Here is a 21489-nt window from a genome sequence, read left to right as displayed (position 1 = left end):
CGCCGCCTGACTCTTCGTTCAGGCGGCGTGTCGCGGACGGCTCAGTCGCCCTTCTGGCTCTGTTTGCGCCACCGGATGCCCGCCTCGATGAAGTCGTCGAGCTCACCGTCGAAGACCGAGGACGGATTGCCCGTTTCCTGCTCAGTGCGCAGGTCCTTGACCATCTGGTACGGGTGCAGCACGTACGAACGCATCTGGTCGCCCCACGAACCGGTGGTGTCCTGCTTGAGGCCGGCCATCTTCGCCTCCTCCTCCTGGCGCTTGCGTTCGAGCAGTCGCGCCTGGAGGACCCGCATGGCGGAGGCCTTGTTCTGGAGCTGAGACTTCTCGTTCTGACACGTCACCACGATGCCCGTCGGGATGTGCGTCAGGCGCACAGCGGAGTCGGTCGTGTTAACGCTCTGTCCACCAGGACCCGACGAACGGTAGACGTCGACCCGAATCTCGTTCTCGGGGATGTCGATGTGGTCCGTCTGCTCCACGACCGGCATCACCTCGACGCCGGCGAAGCTCGTCTGACGCCGGCCCTGGTTGTCGAACGGGCTGATCCGGACCAGCCGGTGGGTGCCCGACTCGACGCTGAGCGTGCCGTACGCGTACGGCACCTTCACGGCGAACGTGGCCGACTTGAGGCCCGCCTCCTCCGCGTACGAGGTCTCGTACACCTCGGTGGGGTAACCGTGACGCTCCGCCCAGCGCAGATACATGCGCAGCAGCATCTCGGCGAAGTCCGCGGCGTCGACGCCGCCGGCACCGGCGCGGATGGCGACGACCGCCTCGCGGGAGTCGTACTCGCCGGAGAGGAGGGTGCGGACCTCCATCTCCTCGATGGCCTTGTGGAGCTTGACCAGCTCGTCGCCCACCTCGCTGACCGAGTCGGCGTCACCCTCGGCCTCGGCCATCTCCAGCAGGAGGGCGGCGTCGTCGAGGCGCGAGCGCAGCTTCTCCATCTTCGAGATCTCGCCGGCGACGTACGACAGCCGGGAGTTGACGTCCTGAGCGCGGGCCTGGTCGTCCCACAGGTCGGGGGCGGAGGCCTGCTCCTCGAGCTCCGCCCGGTCCCGGCGCAGCTTGTCGAGGTCGAGCACGTTCTCGATGTTGCGCAGGGTGGCGTCGAGGGCCTTGAGCTGTTCAGGAAAGTCGGCTGCACTCACGACTGTCAAGAATACGCCGCCCGGCCCGTGTCGCGGCCGGGCGGCCTGCCGTGCGTGGTTTCCTTCGTCACTCCGCGGGGGCGGCCTTGAGCCAGGTCAGCGCCGCCTTGTGGTACGCGACCGCGAACTCGAGCGCGGCGGCGCCGTACGCGTCACCCGCCTTCTTGGCCTCCTTGGCCTGCTCGCGCGCCATGGCGAGGGCCTCGGAGTGATACTCGTTGGCGCCGGTGTAGAGCGTCTTGAGCTGGCCACCGGCGTGCTGCTGGCCGAAGGCGACACGCAGAGCGACCGGGTTACGGAGCGCGTCGCGGCCGGGAGCCTCGGCGAGCCACCGGCTGAAGGCACGCTTGCCGGCGGCGGTGATGGCATAGGGCTGGCTGGACCGTGGTCCCGGCTTGCCGAGACGGACGAGGCCCATTTCGGCGAGGACGGGAAGTTCGCGGTAGACCTGGCTCCGCGTCATCGACCAGTAGGGCCCGAGGCGGCGTTCCGCAGCCGCCATCAGCTGTCCGCCGGTCATCGGCCCATCGTGGAGCAGGCCGAGCAGAGCGGCAGCCGTGGGGTTGATTTGAGAGTCGGGCATGCCTTCTAAGCTGCCACTTTGTCGCTCCGGCGTCCAGGATTTCGCCCGATCCGTCCAATTTGCGTCTCCACAAACGACTGTCCCGCACAGACAGTCCGACCACGAGGGTCCTGACCGGGCGTTTCGCCCTTGAGGACGGGTTTCGCACGGTAGAATGGAGCGCGGAAACGGTCAGACGGCGCTCGAAGTCCGGAAGCCCCCTAAAGGCCGCGGATCGCCGCCTGTTCTCCCGCGGAAGAAAAGACGACGACCCGCGAACCGGACAATCAGCCCATGTGGGGATACTGCCACGCCGTCGGTGGCTCGAACGTCTCCTTGATCGTCCGCGGGGAGACCCAGCGAAGCAGGTTGAGCATCGAGCCGGCCTTGTCGTTGGTGCCGCTGCCACGGGCCCCGCCGAAGGGCTGCTGGCCGACGACGGCGCCCGTCGGCTTGTCGTTGATGTAGAAGTTGCCCGCGGCGTTGCGCAGGGCCGTGGCCGCCCAGTCGACGACCGCGCGGTCCGTGGCGAAGATCGAGCCGGTCAACGCGTACGGGGAGACGGACTCGGCCTGGGCCACCGCCGCCTCGAAGTCACCGTCCTCGTAGACGTGTACGCCGAGGATCGGGCCGAAGTACTCGGTCGTGAAGACCTCGTGCGCCGGGTCGCTCGACTCCACGAGCGTCGGCGCGACGAACCAGCCCTCGCTGTCGTCGGCCGTACCGCCGGCCAGCACGGTGCAGGCGGCGCTGTTCTTGATCCGGTCCAGGGCCGCCGCGTGCTTCGCGAACGCCCTGCCGTCGATCACCGCGCCGCCGAAGGTCGACAGGTCGGTGACGTCGCCGTACTTGATGGAGGCCACCGTCGCCGCGAGCCGGTCACGCAGTCCGCCGCCCTCCCAGATCCCGCGCGGCACGTACGCCCGGGACGCCGCGGAGCACTTCTGCCCCTGGTACTCGTACGCGCCGCGGACCAGCGCGGTGTGCAGCGCGTCCACGTCGGCGCTGGGGTGCGCGAAGACGAAGTCCTTGCCACCCGTCTCCCCCACCAGCCGCGGGTACGCCCGGTAGCGGTCGATGTTCGACCCGACCTCGCGCCACAGGTGACGGAACGTGGCCGTCGAGCCGGTGAAGTGGATACCGGCCAGGTCGGGGTCGGCCAGGACCACGTCGGAGACCGCCAGGCCGTCACCGGTGACCATGTTGATGACGCCGGGCGGCAGGCCGGCCGCCTCGAACAACCGCATGGTGAAGTGCGCGGAGAACTGCTGGGTCGGCGACGGCTTCCAGACCACCGTGTTGCCCATCAGCGCGGGCGCGGACGGCAGGTTGCCCGCGATGGCGGTGAAGTTGAAGGGGGTGATCGCGTAGACGAACCCCTCGAGCGGCCGGTGGTCGAAGCGGTTCCAGAAGCCCGGCGCCGACTGCGGCTGCTCGGCGAGGATCTGCTCGCCGAAGGCCACGTTGAAGCGCAGGAAGTCGATGAGCTCACAGGCGGAGTCGATCTCGGCCTGGAGGGCCGACTTCGACTGGCCCAGGATCGTGGCCGCGTTCAGGGTGTCCCGCCAGCCCCCCGCCAGCATCTCGGCGGCACGCAGGAAGACCGCGGCCCGCTCGCTGTACGGCAGGGCCCGCCACCCCGGCGCGGCCCGCTTGGCGGCGGCCACGGCGGCAGCAGCGTCCTCGTGGGTCGAGTTGTAGGTCACGCCGAGGACGTGGTGCCGCTTGTGCGGCTGGACGACCTCGATGGCGTCACCCCCGGCACGCTTCTGCACGCCGTCGATCGTGTTCGTCAGCTCCAGGCGCTCGGCCGCGAGGGCCTCGACCCGCGCCTGCAGGGTGACCCGCTCGGGGCTGCCGGGCGCATAGCCGCGTACGGGCTCGTTCCGTGGCACCGGCACGGAAAACTGGGCGTCCATCACGTACTCCTCGACCTCTTGGGTTCCTCGTGTGCGACATCGTGTGTCGGCTCCATCCTCGCACGTGCGAGACCCCCTCCCCGGCGCTCGGAAAGCGTCGGTGGGCCCGCGTACGCTGAGCACCATGAGTGAGCCGGACAGCGGGCCCGACCAGGCCGAAGGAGCCCAGCAGGGGCCGGAACGGGCGTCCTCGCGCGGCATCGTCCTGGCGGTGGTGGCACTCGCCTGGGCGGCCGCGATGCTGTGGTCGGCCAGGGCCACGATCACCGGCCGCACCGACGCCGAGATGGAGGTCACCTCCACCGCGTATGCGATGCCCGGAGCGGTCTCGGCCGCCCTCGTCGCCGGGGCGGCCGCGGCGCTCGCGGTCGTCACGCTCCTGCCCCGCGCCGGCCGCACGGCCCGCTTCCTGGCCGCGATCGGGACCGGCCTCGCCGTCGGTCTCCTCGGCGGTCTCACCATCATCACCATCAACAGCGAAGGCTGGGTCTACGCCGTGGTCGGCGGCACCATCGCCGCGGCGGCGACCATCGGCGGCGCGCCGGCCGGCTTCGGCCACCCGCGGGTCACGGCGGCCGTCTGCTGGGGAGCGATCGCCGTGTTCCTGCTCGGGGTGGTGCTCAGCTTCCTGCAGCACGACCTGCTGCCGGTCTTCGGCGCCGGCGACACGTCGTCGTCGCGGGCCGACGCCGCGAGCTACTTCGGCTTCGCCCAGGGCGCGCTCGGCGGCCTGGCGGCCGGGCTGGTCACCTACCGCCTGCTGCGCCGCGCCCGGCACCGCACCGGCGCCGACGTGCGCTGGCCGCTCTACGCCCTGGCGGGCGCGGGACCGGGCCTGCTCCTGGTGGTCGGCGAGCTTCTGACGCGTACGGCGGGAGCACGGGTGCTGGAGCTGGCGGGCAAGATCAGCGAGCTGGAGCTGACGGTGCAGCAGATGCTCAGTGGCAGCCGGCTCAACAACGGCCTGATCGTGCTCTTCGTGGGCGCGTTCACGGCGATGGTGGCGGTCGGCCGGACCCTCGGCTCCCCCGCTCCTGCGCCCGACACCGCTCCCGCCGTCGCTGCACAGCCGGCAGATCTCTCGCGCGCGGGCGACTGATCAGGTCAGCTCGCCGAGCTCACTCACCGCGTACCATTCGAGCTCGTGATCCTCGGCCCCGTCGACGGTGAACTGGGCGTCGGGATCGCCTGCCAACGCCTCCTCCACCACGTCCGCGGCGGCGGCGACGGCTTCAGCGGCATCGGCGCCGTCCACGTGGATCGACGCGACGTCCTTGAGGGAGATCGGCTGCGGCACCCGCACGGTGCTCGAACCCAGCTCGACGTCCTCCCGCGCCAGCGAGCCGGCGGCCACGTCGGCCGAGACGACGACCCGCCGGCGCGGTGCCTGCGGGTCGTGCCGCAGCAGCTGCAGAGCGGCCTGGGCGGCGCGGGTGAAGGCGACGTACTCGAGCTCCTCCTCGTCGCCCTCGGCGTACCACTCGCGCAGCGCCGGGGTCACCGCGTGCGCGACGACCGGGCCGTCACCGAGCTGCCCGGACGCCTTGAGCCCGGCGAGCATCGGCACGGTGGCGGGCACGTAGACCCGGACCAGATCGGTGATCGGCACTTGCATCCCCCTGGGCGACTCGACCGTCCGTGTAGTACACCGCCGCGCACGCTACCGGAAGGCCGTTTCCCCCTGTCGCGCCTGGTTCGCCCCGTCAGCAGCCGCAGGCGGCTCGCGCGGGCGCGACAAGCGGGTCCGGGTCACGGGCGACCTCACCGCCGGCCGTCCGCAACGGGAACCCCTCGCGAACCCAGTACTCGACTCCGCCCAGCATCTCCTTGACCTCGTATCCCAGCCGCGCGAAGGCCAGTGCCGCCCGCGTCGCGCCGTTGCAGCCGGGACCCCAGCAGTAGGTGACCACGGGCGTCCCCGCGTCGATCAGCTCGGCGGCACGGGCCGGGATGTCGGCGGTGGGCAGGTGCACGGCGCCCGGGAGGTGGCCCTGGTCCCAGGCGGCCCGGGAGCGCGAGTCGACGAGGACGAACTCGCCGGCCGGCGCGCTGCGCACATCGGCGACGTCGGTCTGGGTGGCCAGTCGTTCGGCGAAGATCTCAACCGCTGTTCTCATGACGATCACGCTAGGGAGGTACGCGCTTCGGCCCCACCGGACGACCACGGCGATCAGTTGCTCCGGCCGTGGATTCGACGGTAGTTTGCGCGCGTGACCGTGGATGCTGCTCTGGACCGTACCGATTGGCGGCTTCTGGCGGAGCTCCAGCGCGACGGCCGCGCCAGTTACGCGGACCTGGCGCGGGTGGTGGCGATGTCGCCGAGCGCGGTCGCCGAACGGGTCCGCAAGCTGGAGGAGACCGGCGTGATCGCCGGCTACCGAGCGACCGTCGACCCGGAGCGGGTCGGCCTGAACGTCATGGCGTTCGTGCGCCTGCGCTATCCGACGGGCAACTACAAGCCGTTCCACGCGCTGCTGGACACCACCCCGGAGATCATCGAGGCGCACCACGTGACGGGCGAGGACTGCTTCGTCCTGAAGGTGCTGACCCGCTCGATGCGGCACCTGGAGGAGGTCACGGGGCGTATCTCCGGGCTCGGCTCGGTGACGACCAGTGTCGTGTATTCGAGCCCGCTCGCAGGCCGCGCGGTGCACGGGACCGGGTAGGACTTTGCACAGGCAGCCGACCGTTAACGCTGTCGCAGGCAAACGATGGCAAACTGATCCTCTACCAAGCCGTGCCGACGAGCGGAGGACCCCGTGGAGGCCAGGTTCATGCTGCTGTCCGAGGTGGCAGCCGAGCTGAACGTCTCCGACTCGCAGGTCTACCACATGGTCCGCAGCGGCGAGCTCCCCGCCATCAAGATCGGTGGTCGCGGTCAGTGGCGCGTGGAACGGGCGAAGCTCGAGGAGTACATCGAGCAGAAGTACGCGGAGACAGCAGCCTGGGTGCAGGACAACCCGCTGATCGACCGCGAGGACTGAACCTCCGTCCCGCGTTGTCCACAGGCTCCGAACCTGGCATTGACCCTTCGCGATAATAGCCGCCAAACTTCTGTCGTAGGCAAACGAAGGCAAACGCAAGGATTGAGGTGCGGTGTGTCGACGGCCGAGATGGAACGACAGCAGGCAGCGCGCGCGATCAAGCTGCGCAGGGCACCACGCTGCGAACCACCGTTTGACGACGAGCGCGAGCCGACCACGTGGGCATCACCGCACCAAATGATCTTCGAGTGGTCCCGCACCGCGCCGCACGGCAGGCCGGCAGCGGTCCGGAACCGAGCGGTCGCGCCGCAGGTGGGCCAGGACAACGCCGCCGAGGGCTCGGCCCGTCCGGGATGGTCGTCCGAGGGCGGCGCGCACGCAGACAGCCCGTCCGCCGTGGCGACGAGGGCCTGCAGCCGAGCCGGCACGTCCGGTTCGGGAGGCGTCTTTCCTGCCTTGGAAGCGATCCCGCCTGCCCGAGCCACCTGCAGATCGGTGGCGTCCGGCGCCTCGCCCGATGCCAAGCTTGCCGTTCGCAGGTTCGTCAGCTCCTGTGTCGAGGTGCTCAACGGCTACCGCCCGGCGGCGCACCTCCGCCGGCTCGCGCAGCCGCGGGAAGCCGGCATGGTGGTGGCGCAGGGGCTCGTCGGCGCCCAGCGCGTCGCGGAAGCCCGCCGCCGGTCGAAGCTCCCCGTCAAGGCGCGCCGCACGTCCCCGGTGGCAGTGGTGAGATCGAGCCTCTGCGAACCACGCCCGGGCGCGGTGGAGGCGGCCGTCGTGCTGATGGCCGGCGACCGGACGTGGGCGATGGCTCTACGCCTGGAACAACACGGCGAAGCCTGGCTGGCCACGACCATGCGCCTGATCTGATCCCGGGGGCACGCCCGTCTCGCCACGTAGTCACCCGGGGCGTCCGGTGAGCACCACAGGCGGCGGCCGTCCTGGGCCTCACGGTCAACGACCGTCATCGGCGGCGCCGTCGCGCCCCCGCGGCGGGAGCGGTGTGGCTCGATGCACAGCGGCCCCGCGAACGAGTCGCAGGGGCCGCTCAGCCACGCCCGAGGGTCAGACCGCTCCCGGAGCTCCGTGGCAGCGCTTGTACTTCTTGCCGGAGCCGCAGTAGCACGGCGCGTTGCGGGACGGGCCGTTGCCCGCCTCCGCCTGGCCCGAGCTGCGGCCGGGCGAGGCCCGGTGGGCGCCCGTGTGGGCGGGGCTGGCCGGGACGACCGGGGCCGAGCCGATGCCCAGCGCGGGTGCCTGCTGTTCCGGGGCCTGCTGGATCTGCGGGGCGCCGGCGCCGGCCTCGCCGTCGATGGCGGGGGCGGTGTACTGGAGGTTCTGGGGGCGGCGGCTGCCTCCGAGGCCCTTGGCACGGACCTCGACGTGCTGCTCCGGCTCCTCGGCCGTGGGCAGCGGGCGGGCCTCCGACGGGTCGACGGTGACCGTGGGGGCCTCCTCGACCTGGACCTCCAGGTTGAAGAGGAAGCCGACCGCCTCCTCCTTGATGCCCTCCATCATCTGGTTGAACATGTCGAAGCCCTCGCGCTGGTACTCGACCACCGGGTCGCGCTGGGCGTACGCCCGCAGGCTGATGCCTTCCTGCAGGTAGTCCATCTCGTAGAGGTGCTCGCGCCACTTGCGGTCGATCACCGCGAGCAGGACCTGGCGCTCGAGCTCGCGGACCGCCTCCTCGCCGAGCTCCTCCTCGCGGGCCTTGTACGCCCGCTGCGCGTCCTCCTGGATCTGCGCGACGAGGAACTCCTGGTCGAGGCTGCTGCGCTCGCCGCCGGCCTCGCCGACGACGTCCTCGATCGTGAGGGTCAGCGGGAACAGGCGCTTGAGGTTGGTCCAGAGCTGCTCGAGGTCCCAGTCCTCCGCGTAGCCCTCGGAGGTGGCCGCGTGCACGTAGTCGGCGACCACGTCGTCGATCATGTGCTGGGCCTGGTCGTGCATGTCCTCGCCGTCGAGCACGCGCTTGCGCTCGGCGTAGATGACCTGGCGCTGCTTGTTGAGCACCTCGTCGTACTTGAGGACGTTCTTGCGGATCTCCGCGTTCTGGCCCTCGATCTGGGTCTGGGCGCTGCGGATCTGCCGGGTCACCATCTTCGACTCGATGGGGACGTCCTCCGGGATGTTGAAGCGGTCCATGACCGCCTCGACCGCACCCGCGCGGAACCGCTTCATCAGGTCGTCCTGCAGCGACAGGTAGAACCGGGACTCGCCCGGGTCGCCCTGGCGGCCGGAGCGACCGCGCAGCTGGTTGTCGATGCGGCGGGAGTCGTGGCGCTCGGTGCCGAGGACGTACAGGCCGCCGGCGGCGATGACCTCGGCCGCCTCCTCCTCGCAGGCCTCCTTGACGAACGGCATGACCTCTTCGAGGGCCTTCGCGTACTCCTCCGGGCTCTCCACCGGGTCGAGGCCGCGCTGGTGGAGCTCGGCCGCCGCGAGGAACTCGGGGTTGCCGCCGAGGAGGATGTCGGTGCCGCGGCCGGCCATGTTGGTGGCGACGGTGACCGCGCCCTTGCGGCCGGCCTGCGCGATGATCTGCGCCTCCTGGGCGTGGAACTTCGCGTTGAGGACGCTGTGCGGGATGCCGCGGCGGCGCAGCAGCTGGGAGAGGATCTCGGAATTCTCGACCGAGACCGTGCCGACGAGCACCGGCTGGCCGGTGGCGTGCCGCTCGGCGATGTCCTCGATGACCGCGCTGAACTTGGCCTTCTCGGTCTTGTAGATGACGTCGGGGTGGTCGACGCGAATCATCGGCCGGTGCGTCGGGATGCTCACGACGCCGACCTTGTAGACCTGGTTGAACTCGCCGGCCTCGGTCTGCGCCGTACCGGTCATGCCGCCGAGCTTCTTGTAGAGGCGGAAGTAGTTCTGCAGCGTGATGGTCGCCAGGGTCTGGTTCTCCTGCTTGACCTCCACGCCCTCCTTCGCCTCGATGGCCTGGTGCATGCCCTCGTTGTAGCGGCGGCCGTGCAGGATGCGGCCGGTGAACTCGTCGACGATGAGGACCTCGCCGTTCTCGTCGACGATGTAGTCCTTGTCGCGCTTGTAGAGCTCCTTGGCCTTGATGGCGTTGTTCAGGTAGCCCACGAGCGGGGTGTTCACCGACTCGTACAGGTTGTCGATGCCGAGGCGGTCCTCGACCCGGGCGACGCCGCGCTCGGTGATGGCGACCGTGCGCTTGGCGTGGTCGACCTCGTAGTCGCCCTCCCCGTCCTTGCCGGGCTGCAGGCGGTTGACCAGGGCGGCGAACTCGCCGTACCAGCGGGCGGAGTGCTCGCCCGGGCCGGAGATGATCAGCGGCGTGCGCGCCTCGTCGATGAGGATGGAGTCGACCTCGTCCACGATCGCGAAGTTGTGCCCGCGCTGCACGAGCTCGGCCGCCGACCACGCCATGTTGTCGCGCAGGTAGTCGAAGCCGAACTCGTTGTTGGTGCCGTAGGTGATGTCGCACTGGTAAGCGGCGCGGTGCTCGGCGGCGGGCCGGTTCGGCAGGATGACGCCGACGGTGAGGCCGAGGAAGGTGTGCACCCGGCCGACCCACTCGGCGTCGCGCTGGGCGAGGTAGTCGTTCACCGTGATGATGTGCACGCCTTCGCCGCTGAGCGCGTTCAGGTACGCCGGGAAGACACCGGTGAGCGTCTTGCCCTCACCGGTCTTCATCTCGGGGATGTTCCCGAAGTGCAGCGCGGCGCCGCCCATCAGCTGCACGTCGTATGCCCGCTGGCCGAGCACGCGGCGCGCACCCTCGCGAGCGACGGCAAATGCCTCGACGAGCAGGTCGTCGAGCGACTCGCCGTCGGCGTAACGCTGTTTGAACTGCTCGGTCTGCTCCCGCAACTCGTCGTCGGTGAGGTCGGTGTACTCGTCCTCGATCGAGTTGACCGCATTGGCGATCGCCTTGAGGCGGCGCAGCATGCGGCCTTCACCGGCGCGAAGGACTTTTTCCAAAATCGACACGGGTCAACGCTCCCCTAGACGGTCTGCCGAACCATCGTAGGCGTCTTCGGGAGGGAGTCGTGACCCGAGCCTCCGAGTAACCTCGCAAAGAGGACGAATCAGGGCTGGGAATTCGCTGACAGCGCATCTTGGGGAGCGCTGCAACCCCACGGCCGGGCTTCGCGTTCCGATCTCCGGCCCCGGATACCACCCCGGGCGCGTCAAGATCCGACCCCGAGACAACGGTACGGGCAAGCGCACGTCCCACCCCACGGCAGTCCGGACGAGCCGCCCTACCGACCGAGCGCGAACGGGACGAGGCCGGTTCATCCCCGACCGCGCCGCGCCCGCGCCCCGAAGATCCGGGACAAGGGCCGCCCGCGCCCCGGGTCCGGGACAAGGCCCGCCCCGCCGGGCCGCTCGCAACCCGGTGGCGGCCCGCGCACGACCGAGGGCAGGATGGCCGCGTGCGCGCCCCCGATCTCCACGTCGACGAGTTGCACGTCCGCCCGTGGCGGCCCGACGACGCCGACGAGGTGTTCCGGGCGTGCCAGGACCCGGTCCTGCACCGCTGGGCGACGAGCCTGCCCTCGCCGTACCTGGAAGAACACGCCCGCGTCTTCGTCAGCGAGAACGCACCCGCCTGGCTGGAGGCCGGCAAGGCTCTGCACCTGGGCGTCTTCGACGATCGTGGCCTCGCCGCCAGCATCGCGCTCAACGGGGTCGACGCGACGGCGCGCACGGCGGAGCTCGGCTACTGGTCGGCGCCGTGGGCCCGCGGACGTCGAGTGACCGAGCGCGCCGGCCGGGCGTTACTCCGATGGGCGTTCGACGAGGAGGGCCTGACCAGGATCGACTGGAGGGCCACGGTGGGTAATCATGCCTCGCGCCTGACGGCACTCCGGCTGGGTTTCCGCATGATCGGCACGCGGCCCGCCCCGGACCGCTGGCTGGCCGCTCTGACCAGCGAGGATCTCACGCTTCCGGGCACCGAGGTCGCTGATTCCGTACGCCGGGCAGCGCACGTCTTCGGCGGTGAGCACCCGACGATCCCGGCCGGGCCGATCACTCTCCGCAAACCCATGGACAAGGACGTCCCGGCCGTCGTGGCGTGCCGCAACGACGCGGAGGTGGCGCGCTGGTTCGGGGTGCGGCTGCCCTACACCGAGGCGGACGCGCAGCACCATGTGGGTGTCAGCGTGCCGCGACTGTGGTCCGGAGGCGAAGAAGCCGTATTTGCGGTTGTGGACCGCGATGACGCGTACATGGGAAGTGTCGATCTGAGGCTGACCCCGACGGACCCGGCAGCGGGCGAGGTGGGTTTCTTCGTCGCGCCGGGGTCGCGCCGCCAGGGGTACGCGGTGACGGCCGTGCGGGCCCTCTGCGGATGGGCGTTCGGCGCGCTGGGCCTGACCCGCATCCAGTGGCGCGCGGAGACCGGCAACGAGGCCTCGCGGCGGGTGGCGGAGAAGGCGGGCTTCACGATGGAAGGCCTGCTCCGGCGGGCACTGGTGGTCAACGGCGAGCGGCGCGACTGCTGGACGGCATCGCTGCTGGAAGGTGAGACGGCATGATGATGCCCACGATCCCGGGCGACGGCGTCCGGCTGCGCAGCCTGCGCCCCGCGGACCTGGACGACCTCGTGACCGGCTACAACGACCCGGACATGCGCCGCTTCATGGCGATGCTGCCGGTGCCGTTCACGCGCGCCCACGCGGAGGAGTACGCGAACGACCTCACGCCCACACTGTTCGCCGCCGGCGGTGGCTACTACGCGGTGGCCGATGCCGTCAGCGACCGCATCCTGGGCGGCATCGGCATGGACCGGGTGCAGCCGGGCCGCGGTCAGGCGGAGCTCGGCTACTGGACGGGACCGTGGGCACGTGGCCGAGGGGTGGCCACCGCGGCCGTGCGCGCACTCTCCGAGCACGCGTTCCACACCGGCTTCGCGCGCCTCGAACTGCTCACCCACCGGGAGAACACGCCGAGCCAGCGGGTCGCGCTCGCCGCCGGGTTCCGCCCCGAAGGGGTACGCCGGGCCGCACTGCCGGGCCACGACGGCGAACGCGACGACGTGCTCGCGTACGCCCGGCTGGCCGCCGACCCGCCGGGCCCGGTCGACCGGCTCCTCCCCGACCTGCCCGGCGGCGAACTGACGGACGGCGTGGTGACCCTCCGCCCCCTCGCCGAGTCGGACGTCGAGTTCTACGCGGAACTGCACGCGCAGGAAGACGTGGTCGCGACCAGCGTGCCGCCGATCCCCCCGACCCCGGACGAGATGCGCCGGCGCTGCGCCTGGGCGCAGTCCCACTGGCTGGCCGGCGACCGCGCCGACCTGGTCATCGCCGACACCGCCACCGGTACGCCCACCGGCGAGATCGGGCTCTACTACCAGGAGCCCCGCACGGGCCAGGCCATGATCGGTTACAGCATGCTGCCGGGCTGGCGGGGACGGGGCTATCCCACCCGCGCGGCGCAGCTCGTGTCGTTGTGGGCGTTCGCGGAGACCGGGATCGCGCGCCTGATCGCGGGGGCGCTGCCGGAGAATGTGGGATCGCAGCGGGTTCTGGAGAAGGCGGGCTTCAAGCGGGAGGCGTATCTGCGGTCGCGGCTTCCCGGGGTGGAGGGCCGCCGTAACGATGATGTGCAGTTCGCGCTGCTCGCGGAGGATCTTCTGACGGAGGGCCCTCGGCTCGACGGGTGAGGTCCGCGCGCGGCCGGTCCGCGTCGTCTTTGCGTGATGCGAACCCGCAGTCCTCGGGCCGCATGTTGCCTTTGAGACGGCAGGCCGTCGCCTAGCGTCAGGCCGTGGTTCACAGCGCGAGCGCGCCGCCCGTAGCGCCGCCGCTCGTCCACACGGCCGCGGCTTCGCAGCGCTGGCCCGCCGCCCGCAACGTCTCTTGGACGTGGACCGCCATCGGGCTCGCCGGCCCGGCGCTCGCGGCCGGCCTTCTGCGGCCCGGCCGACCGGGCTGGTGTCCGCGGTGGCGAATGCCGGCCGCCGGGTCCGGACACCTGGCTCCTGGGTCCTCCCCGGGACGGGATCCCCGCCGTCCCGGAGGAGGAGAGGCCGTCTACGCGGTCGTTTCCAGGCTGAGAATGCCGTAGTCGTAGCCGCGCCGCCGGTAGACGACGCTGGGCCGGCCGCTCTCCTTGTCGTGGAAGAGATAGAAGTCGTGGCCGACGAGCTCCATCTGGAAGAGGGCGTCGTCGACGGTCATCGGGTCCGCGGGGTGCTCCTTCTCGCGCACGATGCGCCACGGCTGGTTGTCGTCGTGCTCGGCCAGGTCGGTCGTGGCGGAGGAGTCTTCGGCCTGCGGCGTAAGGCTCGGCAGGTCGGTCGGCAGCCCGGCGGTCGCGGCGGCCACGGAGACCGGCGCGTGGCGTCCACGGTGCACGCGCCGGCGGTCGGCGGCACGGCGCAGGCGCCCGTCAAGCTTGTTGATGGCGCAGTCGAGGGCGCCGTAGAAATCCTTCGCTGTGGCTTCGGCCCGGATCACGGGCCCACGGGTCACGACCGTGATCTCCACGCGCTGGCAGTTGTCGGACTGCCGCGGGTTCCGCTCGTGGAAGAGCTCCACGTCGACTCTGATCAGCTTCTGGTCGTAGCGTTCGACTTTTGCCAGCTTGTCGGCGACATGTTCCCGATAGTGATCAGGAACCTCTACGTTGCGGCCCTTGACGACAATGTCCACTCGTGACCTCCCCCAACGTTGGCACTTTGACGCGGTGTGCTGGTTTCGGTGACGACGGGGATCACGGAGCAATCCCGCGTACGTGACCGAATCGGCTTACGAGGACGCTCCTTTCCGGTGCGGCGGGTCAGAACCGATCGACTTCGCTCCGGTGGAAGGTAAGGCGAGTCGCTTACCCTCGTCACCAAGACGCTAACCTGCCGACGGCTGCCCGTCACCCCTCGTTCGGGGAATGGGAGCGAGGACTTTCGCCTCTGGCGGGACGGCACCCGCCCGGGCGTACCCTTCCGCCCCGCGAGCCTTCCGCAGCCGCGTCGCCGCCAGTACTGCAGCCCCCGCGACCTGCATATCCGCCTCCCGGAGCCGTGCCGTCACGGCGGCCAGCGTGGCCCCCGTCGTGACGATGTCGTCCACCACTATCAGGGTGCCCCCGATCCTCGGCCACCGTCGCGGAATGCGGATCCGAGCACCCTTGATTCGCAGCGAACTCTCAGCAGCCGTCGCCCGTTCGGCTACGTTCAGTGACGCGGAGTCAGCACGAGCGAGCGCCCGCAGCGGCCGCCTGAGCTCAGCCTGCCAGCCGGCCGCCCGCAACCGCCGTACGGCATGTGCGGCGAGCCGCGCCATGTGGTCGCCGTGCCGTTCCCGGGCAGCGCTCGCGGTCGACGGCACGGGAACGACGTGCAAGGGTCGGTCCGGTCCACCGCCGGCCCGCACCGCCATCTCGGCGACGGCCGAGGCGAGCAGCGCCCCGAGCGGCCGCGCGAGCCCATGCCGCCCCTTCTCCTTGTACGCCAGCAGCACCCCACGCAGCGGCCCCAGATAGCCGCCCAGAGCCACACAGGCCGGCATCCCGGGCGGCGGAGGGCTCGGCACGGTCGGGTACGGCCGCAGCGCCTCCAGCGCCTCCACACAGGCCCCGCAGGTGCCATGGCGCAGCGGGAGGTGCTCCCCGGCACAGGCGGCACAGGTGCTCGGCAGGACGAGATCGGCGAGGTCGGTCAGCAGATGACGGCTCACCGGCCAGCCACCCGGCTCGCGAGCAAGGCGCAAACAGTCGCAGCCGGCCGGTGCCGAGATGAACCCGAGCAGCGGACAGAGACTGACCCGAGCCGTGACAGGCGCCGACCCGAAGCCCACCCAGGTACGGCCCCGGCCGAAGCCGCGCCGACGTCCGGACCGACCGGGTACGCCACGCCCCGGGGTGGCTGTCTTGTGGCCGGGACTCTGGTCACCGGGTCAGCGGAGGAAGAACGGGGAGGTGGGGACCACACCGGCGGGCGGGTTGGGGACCGGGCCGGCCAGGTCGCCGACGCCGATGCGTACCGGGCCGGAGAGGACGTCGAATGCGGCTCCGTTGGCCGTGTACTGGACGACGTCCGGGGAGGGTTTGCCGGTGACCGGGCTGACCGGGTAGGCCGTCAGGTAGGTGACCGTCTCGGTGCCGATGTCCGGCAGGGGTTCGGTGGAGTCCGTGCCGTCGAGCGCGGTGTCGATGATGGCGACGCGGTCGCGGTCCGCGCGGGTGCCGGCGACGACCACGGAGGTCTCCGTGCCCCAGTCGACGGCTGAGATGGAACGCAGCGCCGGGACCTGGACCCGCCACGGTGGGGTGGACAGGTGAGGGCCGTCGCCGTCGGCTGTCAGCGCCGTCAGGTAGAGCTTGCCGCCGACGGCGATGGCGATGCGCCGCCCGTCCGGGGCGACGGCCACGGCCGAGATCCAGCCTGCCTGGCCTGGCCAGGTGACCGCGCGCAGCGGTGAGCCGTCCGCCGAGAAGCTGTAGAGCTTTCCTCCGACGATGATCAGGCCGATGGCGCCGGTCTGCGGGTCGTCGGAGGTGATGGTCCAGACGGGCTGGCCGGTGGTGCCGGCGGGCAGCGGGACCCGGAGCAGGTCGGTCTGTTGCCCCATGAGCGCGCCGCCGACCCGGAGCACCTGGTGGTTGCCTTCCGTGGTGACCAGGGCGGCGTAGCGGCGGTCGCTCGGGCTCTGCGCCAGGGCCGCCGCCTTCACGCCGCGGTTGGCGTCGGGATGGATCACCGGGATCGGGTCGGCGGCGCCCGGCGTCTGCGAGACTCGCCGGATCTGGCCGTTGTAGATCACGAAGCGCTCGGGCGAGGCGGCCAGCCGGGAGGACGGGTTGCTGGTGAGGTAGTCGTTGCTGTCGTAGTCGGTCTGTTCCTGGTTGCCGATCCTCAGCTCCAGGACACGCGACAGGTTGGGCTTCAGCGACCACATGAGCTGGCGCCGGAGCCAGTCGAGGGCCTTCGGGTCGTCGGGCGGCTGCACCGCCTGGGCGCTGAGGTTGATCTGCAGCTTGTCGTCGGCGACGGCCGGCACGTTCCCGAGCAGCGCGGTGCCTTCGGGCAGCGGCTCCACCGCGCCCTGCAGCCACTGCGAGGGGCCCAGGAGGAGCCATTTGATGATCTGCTGCGGCTCCTGCTCGGACGGCATGTCGGCGGGCAGGTAGCGCACGTCGGGCACCAGCGCGGTGTGGTCGGTGTTCCAGAAGTAGATGGTCCGGCGCTCGAAGAACGTCGTCAGCGCCTCGTCGCTGAGCAGCAGGACCGGCGGCGTCTTGGTGATGTACAGCCCTTGCTGACCGGTGATGGTGCCCACGTTCAGCTCGTACGTGAGGATGCCGGTGTCCGTCGGGGGCTTGAGAACGCCGTCATCGCGGCCGAGCACCCCGAGGGTCTGCACTTTGAGCGTGACCTTGTCGCTGCCCGGGTTGACCAGCGGAGTGTCGGCGAGGTGTACCACTTTGATGTCGTTGGGCGGCTTGAACGCGGCGGCGGCGGACGGGGAGAGGAACTTCTTCACCCGCTCGAGGGCACCCTCCGGATCGCCGCCGGCGGCCTCGAGGTAGTAGCGCACGAACTCGGCGGTGTCGTTGGTCGCGTTCCGCTCGTGCCGCCCCGGGACGTTCTCGTCCCCGGTGGCGAACCCGGGCGACGGGCCACGGCCGATCCTGGTGACCTCGGTGTTGTCCGGAATACCGCACCCGGCGAGCAGGACGGCTCCGCTGAGTGTCGCGGCGAGCAGAACCCCCGCGCGACGCCCTCGCATCGCCCGACGCAGCTTCATCGCCCCACCTCCGCAGGCTCACCGGCATCCCGCTCGCCCTGCTCGGGCGAGGGGCCGTCGGGCATCGCGCGGTCGCCCCGGGCCGCAGATCGGCGCCGCGGACGAGAAGAACGTGCCGGCCGCTCGCCGGCATCCGAGGCCGCCGCCGCAGAGCCGGCCGAAGCCGCCGAGCCAGCCGCCGCCGAGTCAGCCGACGCCGCAGAGTCAGCCGGTGCCGCGGGGCGGGTCACGGGTGATCCGCCCGGACCTTCGCTGGACAGCCCGGACTCGCTGGACGCGGAGCCGGTCGGCACGGAAGCGGGCGCTGTGGGAGCAGAAGCGGCGCCCGACGGAACGGCGTTGGGGGGCGCGGCGGCCGGGACCTCGTCGACGGCGCGGTCGCGGGGAATCAGGGGCAAGGGGGCGGCCACCAGGCGGTCGCCGGAGCGTACGGGGAGGGTGAGGCGGAACTGGGCACCTCCGCCCGGCTCGCCCCAGGCCTCCAGCCAGCCGCCGTGCAGGCGGGCGTCCTCGACCGAGATGGAGAGGCCGAGGCCGGTGCCCCCGGTCTGGCGCGCACGCGACGGATCCGCCCGCCAGAAGCGGTTGAAGACGAGGCGTTCCTCGCCGGGTTTGAGCCCGACGCCGTGGTCGCGGACCGTGATGGCGACCGCCGCCTCGTCCGTGGCCAGGGTGACCTCCACCGGCTTGCCCTCGCCGTGTTCGACTGCGTTGCCGACGAGGTTGCGCAGCACGCGCTCGACGCGGCGGGGGTCGACCTCCGCGATGACCGGCGTGTCCGGGAGGCGCAGCTCGATGCTGACGCCCACCCGTTCGGCCAGGCCGCCGAGGCGTTCGGCGACCCGCTCGACGATGGGCACCAGGTCGGTGTGCTCGGCGTCGAGGGCCGCGAAGCCGGCGTCGAAGCGGCTGATCTCGAGGAGGTCGGTGAGCAGGCTCTCGAAGCGGTCCAGCTCCGCCTGCAGCAGCTCGGCGCTGCGGGCGACGGCCGGCTCGAACTCGTCGCGCTCGGCGAAGATGAGGTCGGCGGCCATGCGTACGGTGGTCAGCGGCGTCCGCAGCTCGTGGGACACGTCCGAGGTGAACCGCCGCTGCAGCCGGGACATCTCCTCCAGGCGCACGATCTGGCGCTGCAGGTTGGCGGCCATCTGGTTGAAGGAGGCGGCGAGCAGCGCCAGGTCGTCCTCGCCGTCGACCTTCATGCGCTGGTCGAGCAGGCCCGCGGAGAGCCGCTGGGCCGTGCGGGCCGCGACCCGGACGGGCGTGACCACCATGCGGGTCACCAGGCCGGCGACGATGCCGAGGAGCATGACCAGCGCGATGCCCGTGACGAGCACGGTGGTGCGGATCTGGTTGGCGGCCCGGTCCTCGGTGGTCAGCGGCACCAGGTAGTAGAGCTCCACGTGGCCGAAGCTGGTCGGCACGGGTGACCCGTACACGAGGTACTTGGTCTGGACGCCGCCCACCTCGGCGGTGCGGATCTGCTGGGCGATCAGGCCGTCGGCGGCGACGTCGTGGACGAGCTCCCGGGTGATCAGCGAGGTGGTGTCGACCTTGGTGGAGGTGACCGGCTTGAGGTCGGGGAAGTTGTCGGCGCGCAGGGACACGATCGCGCCGCCGCTCTCCGCGGGGTCACCGTCGGCGAGCCTGGTGACGGTGTCGTTCATGGTGGTCGGCAGCTTCGGGTCGCGAACCTGCCGGTGCACGGTGAGCTGCCGCCGCGCGTAGTCGACCTTGCTCTGCATCTGCGAGCGGACCTCGTCCTCCGCCCGGTCGAGCAGGATGGTGGTGCTGCGGCCGGCGATGAACCAGCCGAAACCGCCCACGAGCAGGCTGGACGCGACGAGGGTCAGGGTGACGACGCGCAGGTGCAGCGAGCGCCGCCAGGCCCGGCGTGCCGGCGCCGAGACCTGCAGGCCGCGGCGCACGGCAGCGCGCCAATACCGCCGCACCACCCGGAGGGTGCGTCGGATCGGCATCGGAAGCCAGGCAGGTGCACGCATCGGGGGCAAGGTTAGCCCGTCCGGGGTCTCGAACCCGCTCCGCCGGCCTTACGAACTTCTGACGATCGCGTCAGAAGGGATTGCTCAGCCGGTGCCCGCCTTGTACCCCACCCCGCGCACGGTCAGGATGATCTCCGGCCGCTCCGGATCCGGCTCGATCTTGGCGCGCAGCCGTTGCACGTGGACGTTGACCAGCCGGGTGTCGGCGGCGTGCCGGTAGCCCCAGACCTGCTCCAGCAGCACCTCCCGGGTGAACACCTGACGCGGCTTGCGCGCCAGCGCCACCAGGAGGTCGAACTCCAGCGGGGTCAGCTTCACTTCTTCACCGTCACGGGTGACGGTGTGCGCCGGCACGTCGATCGTGATCTGGTTGCCGGGCGGCCCGATGGTGAGCAGCTCCGGCGCGGCGTCCTCGCCGCGGCGCAGGCGGGCGCGCATCCGCGCCACCAGCTCCTTGGGCTTGAACGGCTTGACCACGTAGTCGTCGGCCCCGGACTCGAGGCCGAGGACCACGTCGACCGTGTCGCTCTTGGCGGTGAGCATGACGATCGGGATCCCGGACTCGGTGCGGATGGCCCGCGCCACGTCGATGCCGCTCATGCCGGGGAGCATGAGGTCGAGCAGGACGATGTCGGGCCTGTTCTCCCGGAACGCGGCGAGGGCCCGCTCACCGTCGGCCACGAAGGAGGGCAGGAAGCCTTCGCTGCGCAGGACGATGCCGAGCATCTCCGCCAGCGCGGGGTCGTCGTCGACGACGAGTACGCGGGCTCTCATGCGATCCAATATTGCACTGTCCCTTTCCGGCCCGTGTGACCGCCCGTCGATCAAGCGCGGACGCCGCTGCTGATCATGTCCCGGCGAAAGCGGAAAATAAAGGGAACCGCGCTCAGGAGAACAGTGCCCGCCCCCAGAAGTCGTCCGGACCGGACACGCCCGGCGGGCAGGCGAACAACGCCTGGGACACCGGCTTCAGGTACTCGTTCATGTCGTCGTGGCGGGACAGGTTCCGCTGGATCGGCACGAACTGCTTGCGCGGGTCCCGCTGGTACGCCATGAAGAACAGCCCCGCGTTGAGCCGCCCCAGCCCGTCCGAGCCGTCCACGAAGTTGTAGCCGCGGCGCAGCAGCCGCGCGCCCCCGTTGACATCCGGGTGGGCGAGCCGCACGTGCGACGTCGTCGGCAGCGCTTGCACGTCGGGCTCGTCGAACTCCTTGGCCATGCCCAGCGGCGCGCCGGTGCCCTTGTGCCGGCCGACGATCGTCTCCTGCTCGGACAGCGAGGTGCGGTCCCACGTCTCGACGATCATGCGGATCTTGCGGGTGACCAGGTAGGAGCCCCCGGTCATCCATGCGGGGCCGTCGGCCGGCTGCACCCAGAGGTGCTGCTTGAGCAGGTCGGGCTCCTCCTGCTTCAGGTTGGCCGTACCGTCCTTGAACCCGAAGAGGTTGCGGGGCGTCGCCTGGGTCTGGGACGTCGAGGACGTACGCCCGAAGCCCAGCTGGGACCACTTCACGCTGACGACGCCCATGCCGATCCGGGCGAGGTTGCGGATGGCGTGGACCGCCACCTGGGGGTCGTTGGCGCACGCCTGCACGCACAGGTCGCCGCCGGACAGGGACGCCTCGAGGACGTCGCCCGGGAAGTGCGGAAGGTCGTCGAGCGCCGGCGGGCGCTTCGCGGCGATGCCGAAGCGGTCCTTGCCGTCGGCGTCGCGGAACAGCGTCGGGCCGAAGCCGACCGTGATGGTGAGGCCGGAGGGCGGCAGGCCGAGCGCCTCGCCGGTGTCGTCCGGCGGAGCCTCGGGTACGCCGTTGACCGCGCCGATCTCGCCGGCGTCGTGGCCCGCGGTCATCCGGGCGGCGGCCGTCGTCCAGTCCTTGAGCATCGTGACGAGGCGCTCGCGGTCCTTGGTGATGACGTCGAACGCGACGAAGTGCAGGCGGTCCTGGGCGGGCGTGACGATGCCGGCCTGGTGCTCGCCGGTGAAGGGCACAGCGCCGTGCGCGGCGGCGCTGTCGTCGTCGCTCCCGCCGCGGACCATGGCGCCGCCGACCGCGGCCGCTCCGGCGATTCCGGCTACGCCGACGCCGGCGAGCGCGATGGCTCGCCGGCGGCTGACGGTGCTCTCACTCATCTG

18 protein-coding genes are annotated in these 21489 nt (G+C 71.0%); 6 read left to right on the top strand and 12 right to left on the bottom strand.

Going from position 1 to position 21489, the window contains the following annotated elements; all coding sequences use genetic code 11:
- Window positions 1-41: 41 nt before the first annotated feature.
- The 3 genes from prfB to pruA all read right to left on the bottom strand — a co-directional run bounded on the left by prfB (window position 42) and on the right by pruA (window position 3635).
- Complete coding sequence (gene prfB / locus AB0J80_RS17775; RefSeq protein WP_364705776.1) at window positions 42-1154, bottom strand: peptide chain release factor 2; 1113 nt, start codon at window positions 1152-1154, stop codon at window positions 42-44.
- A gap of 67 nt (window positions 1155-1221) precedes the next feature.
- Window positions 1222-1737: a PadR family transcriptional regulator gene (locus tag AB0J80_RS17770; RefSeq protein WP_364705774.1), complete on the bottom strand. Its 516-nt coding sequence runs from the start codon at window positions 1735-1737 to the stop codon at window positions 1222-1224.
- Window positions 1738-2003: 266 nt separating this feature from the next.
- Entirely contained in the window at window positions 2004-3635 is a 1632-nt protein-coding gene (gene pruA, locus AB0J80_RS17765; RefSeq protein ID WP_364705772.1) for an L-glutamate gamma-semialdehyde dehydrogenase, read from the bottom strand.
- Between the two features lie 124 nt (window positions 3636-3759).
- Between pruA and AB0J80_RS17760 the strand changes: the two genes are divergently transcribed.
- The gene (locus tag AB0J80_RS17760) at window positions 3760-4734 is read left to right on the top strand and encodes a hypothetical protein (protein WP_364705771.1); all 975 of its coding nucleotides are present in this window, start codon (window positions 3760-3762) and stop codon (window positions 4732-4734) included.
- Here AB0J80_RS17760 and AB0J80_RS17755 read toward each other — a convergent pair whose 3' ends face one another.
- Complete coding sequence (locus AB0J80_RS17755; RefSeq protein WP_364705769.1) at window positions 4735-5250, bottom strand: hypothetical protein; 516 nt, start codon at window positions 5248-5250, stop codon at window positions 4735-4737.
- Between the two features lie 88 nt (window positions 5251-5338).
- Window positions 5339-5752, bottom strand: a complete 414-nt coding sequence (locus AB0J80_RS17750) for a rhodanese-like domain-containing protein (protein WP_364705767.1) — start codon at window positions 5750-5752, stop codon at window positions 5339-5341.
- Between the two features lie 93 nt (window positions 5753-5845).
- Between AB0J80_RS17750 and AB0J80_RS17745 the strand changes: the two genes are divergently transcribed.
- The 3 genes from AB0J80_RS17745 (at window position 5846) to AB0J80_RS17735 (ending at window position 7489) form a co-directional block, all read left to right on the top strand.
- Window positions 5846-6301, top strand: coding sequence for an Lrp/AsnC family transcriptional regulator (locus AB0J80_RS17745; protein ID WP_364705765.1), 456 nt, complete (start codon window positions 5846-5848; stop codon window positions 6299-6301).
- Between the two features lie 108 nt (window positions 6302-6409).
- Window positions 6410-6619, top strand: a complete 210-nt coding sequence (locus AB0J80_RS17740) for a helix-turn-helix domain-containing protein (RefSeq protein ID WP_364706305.1) — start codon at window positions 6410-6412, stop codon at window positions 6617-6619.
- A gap of 495 nt (window positions 6620-7114) precedes the next feature.
- The gene (locus tag AB0J80_RS17735; protein ID WP_364705764.1) at window positions 7115-7489 is read left to right on the top strand and encodes an Rv3235 family protein; all 375 of its coding nucleotides are present in this window, start codon (window positions 7115-7117) and stop codon (window positions 7487-7489) included.
- Window positions 7490-7684: 195 nt separating this feature from the next.
- On the opposite strand, the gene secA is transcribed toward AB0J80_RS17735, so the two are convergent.
- Window positions 7685-10585, bottom strand: a complete 2901-nt coding sequence (gene secA / locus AB0J80_RS17730) for a preprotein translocase subunit SecA (protein WP_364705762.1) — start codon at window positions 10583-10585, stop codon at window positions 7685-7687.
- A 446-nt stretch (window positions 10586-11031) separates the two neighbouring features.
- Between secA and AB0J80_RS17725 the strand changes: the two genes are divergently transcribed.
- Window positions 11032-12138, top strand: a complete 1107-nt coding sequence (locus AB0J80_RS17725; RefSeq protein WP_364705760.1) for a GNAT family N-acetyltransferase — start codon at window positions 11032-11034, stop codon at window positions 12136-12138.
- Complete coding sequence (locus AB0J80_RS17720; RefSeq protein ID WP_364705759.1) at window positions 12135-13268, top strand: GNAT family N-acetyltransferase; 1134 nt, start codon at window positions 12135-12137, stop codon at window positions 13266-13268. The genes AB0J80_RS17725 and AB0J80_RS17720 overlap by 4 nt, the downstream gene beginning before the upstream one ends.
- Window positions 13269-13638: 370 nt before the next feature.
- Here AB0J80_RS17720 and raiA read toward each other — a convergent pair whose 3' ends face one another.
- The 6 genes from raiA to efeB form a co-directional block, all read right to left on the bottom strand.
- Entirely contained in the window at window positions 13639-14259 is a 621-nt protein-coding gene (raiA, locus tag AB0J80_RS17715) for a ribosome-associated translation inhibitor RaiA (protein WP_364705758.1), read from the bottom strand.
- A 192-nt stretch (window positions 14260-14451) separates the two neighbouring features.
- Window positions 14452-15279: a phosphoribosyltransferase family protein gene (locus AB0J80_RS17710; protein ID WP_364705756.1), complete on the bottom strand. Its 828-nt coding sequence runs from the start codon at window positions 15277-15279 to the stop codon at window positions 14452-14454.
- A 219-nt stretch (window positions 15280-15498) separates the two neighbouring features.
- On the bottom strand, window positions 15499-17349 hold the full coding sequence (locus AB0J80_RS17705) for an LpqB family beta-propeller domain-containing protein (protein WP_364705754.1): 1851 nt from the start codon (window positions 17347-17349) through the stop codon (window positions 15499-15501).
- Entirely contained in the window at window positions 17346-19328 is a 1983-nt protein-coding gene (mtrB, locus tag AB0J80_RS17700) for an MtrAB system histidine kinase MtrB (protein ID WP_364705752.1), read from the bottom strand. Before mtrB ends, AB0J80_RS17705 begins: the two co-directional genes overlap by 4 nt.
- Window positions 19329-19436: 108 nt before the next feature.
- Window positions 19437-20126 carry an MtrAB system response regulator MtrA gene (gene mtrA / locus AB0J80_RS17695; RefSeq protein ID WP_071802806.1) on the bottom strand — a complete coding sequence of 230 codons (690 nt, stop codon included), beginning with the start codon at window positions 20124-20126 and terminating at the stop codon, window positions 19437-19439.
- 112 nt (window positions 20127-20238) lie between these two features.
- The gene (gene efeB, locus AB0J80_RS17690; RefSeq protein ID WP_364705750.1) at window positions 20239-21486 is read right to left on the bottom strand and encodes an iron uptake transporter deferrochelatase/peroxidase subunit; all 1248 of its coding nucleotides are present in this window, start codon (window positions 21484-21486) and stop codon (window positions 20239-20241) included.
- Window positions 21487-21489 lie beyond the last annotated feature (3 nt).

It is taken from the genome of Actinoplanes sp. NPDC049548 (assembly GCF_040676695.1).
In the GTDB taxonomy this organism is placed as follows: Bacteria; Actinomycetota; Actinomycetes; order Mycobacteriales; family Micromonosporaceae; genus Actinoplanes.
Note: the sequence above shows the minus strand (reverse complement) of the source record. Positions and strands in the feature narration are given on the sequence as shown.

Bases quoted from the DNA above. Each gene is read 5' to 3' on its own strand.
- AB0J80_RS17720 (WP_364705759.1), top strand. From the start codon at position 12,135: ATGATGATGCCCACGATCCCGGGCGACGGCGTCCGGCTGCGCAGCCTG.
- AB0J80_RS17750 (WP_364705767.1), bottom strand. From the start codon at position 5,752: ATGAGAACAGCGGTTGAGATCTTCGCCGAACGACTGGCCACCCAGACC.
- AB0J80_RS17770 (WP_364705774.1), bottom strand. From the start codon at position 1,737: ATGCCCGACTCTCAAATCAACCCCACGGCTGCCGCTCTGCTCGGCCTG.
- AB0J80_RS17705 (WP_364705754.1), bottom strand. From the start codon at position 17,349: ATGAAGCTGCGTCGGGCGATGCGAGGGCGTCGCGCGGGGGTTCTGCTC.
- mtrB (WP_364705752.1), bottom strand. From the start codon at position 19,328: ATGCCGATCCGACGCACCCTCCGGGTGGTGCGGCGGTATTGGCGCGCT.
- AB0J80_RS17760 (WP_364705771.1), top strand. From the start codon at position 3,760: ATGAGTGAGCCGGACAGCGGGCCCGACCAGGCCGAAGGAGCCCAGCAG.
- AB0J80_RS17740 (WP_364706305.1), top strand. From the start codon at position 6,410: ATGCTGCTGTCCGAGGTGGCAGCCGAGCTGAACGTCTCCGACTCGCAG.
- efeB (WP_364705750.1), bottom strand. From the start codon at position 21,486: ATGAGTGAGAGCACCGTCAGCCGCCGGCGAGCCATCGCGCTCGCCGGC.
- AB0J80_RS17755 (WP_364705769.1), bottom strand. From the start codon at position 5,250: ATGCAAGTGCCGATCACCGATCTGGTCCGGGTCTACGTGCCCGCCACC.
- mtrA (WP_071802806.1), bottom strand. From the start codon at position 20,126: ATGAGAGCCCGCGTACTCGTCGTCGACGACGACCCCGCGCTGGCGGAG.
- pruA (WP_364705772.1), bottom strand. From the start codon at position 3,635: ATGGACGCCCAGTTTTCCGTGCCGGTGCCACGGAACGAGCCCGTACGC.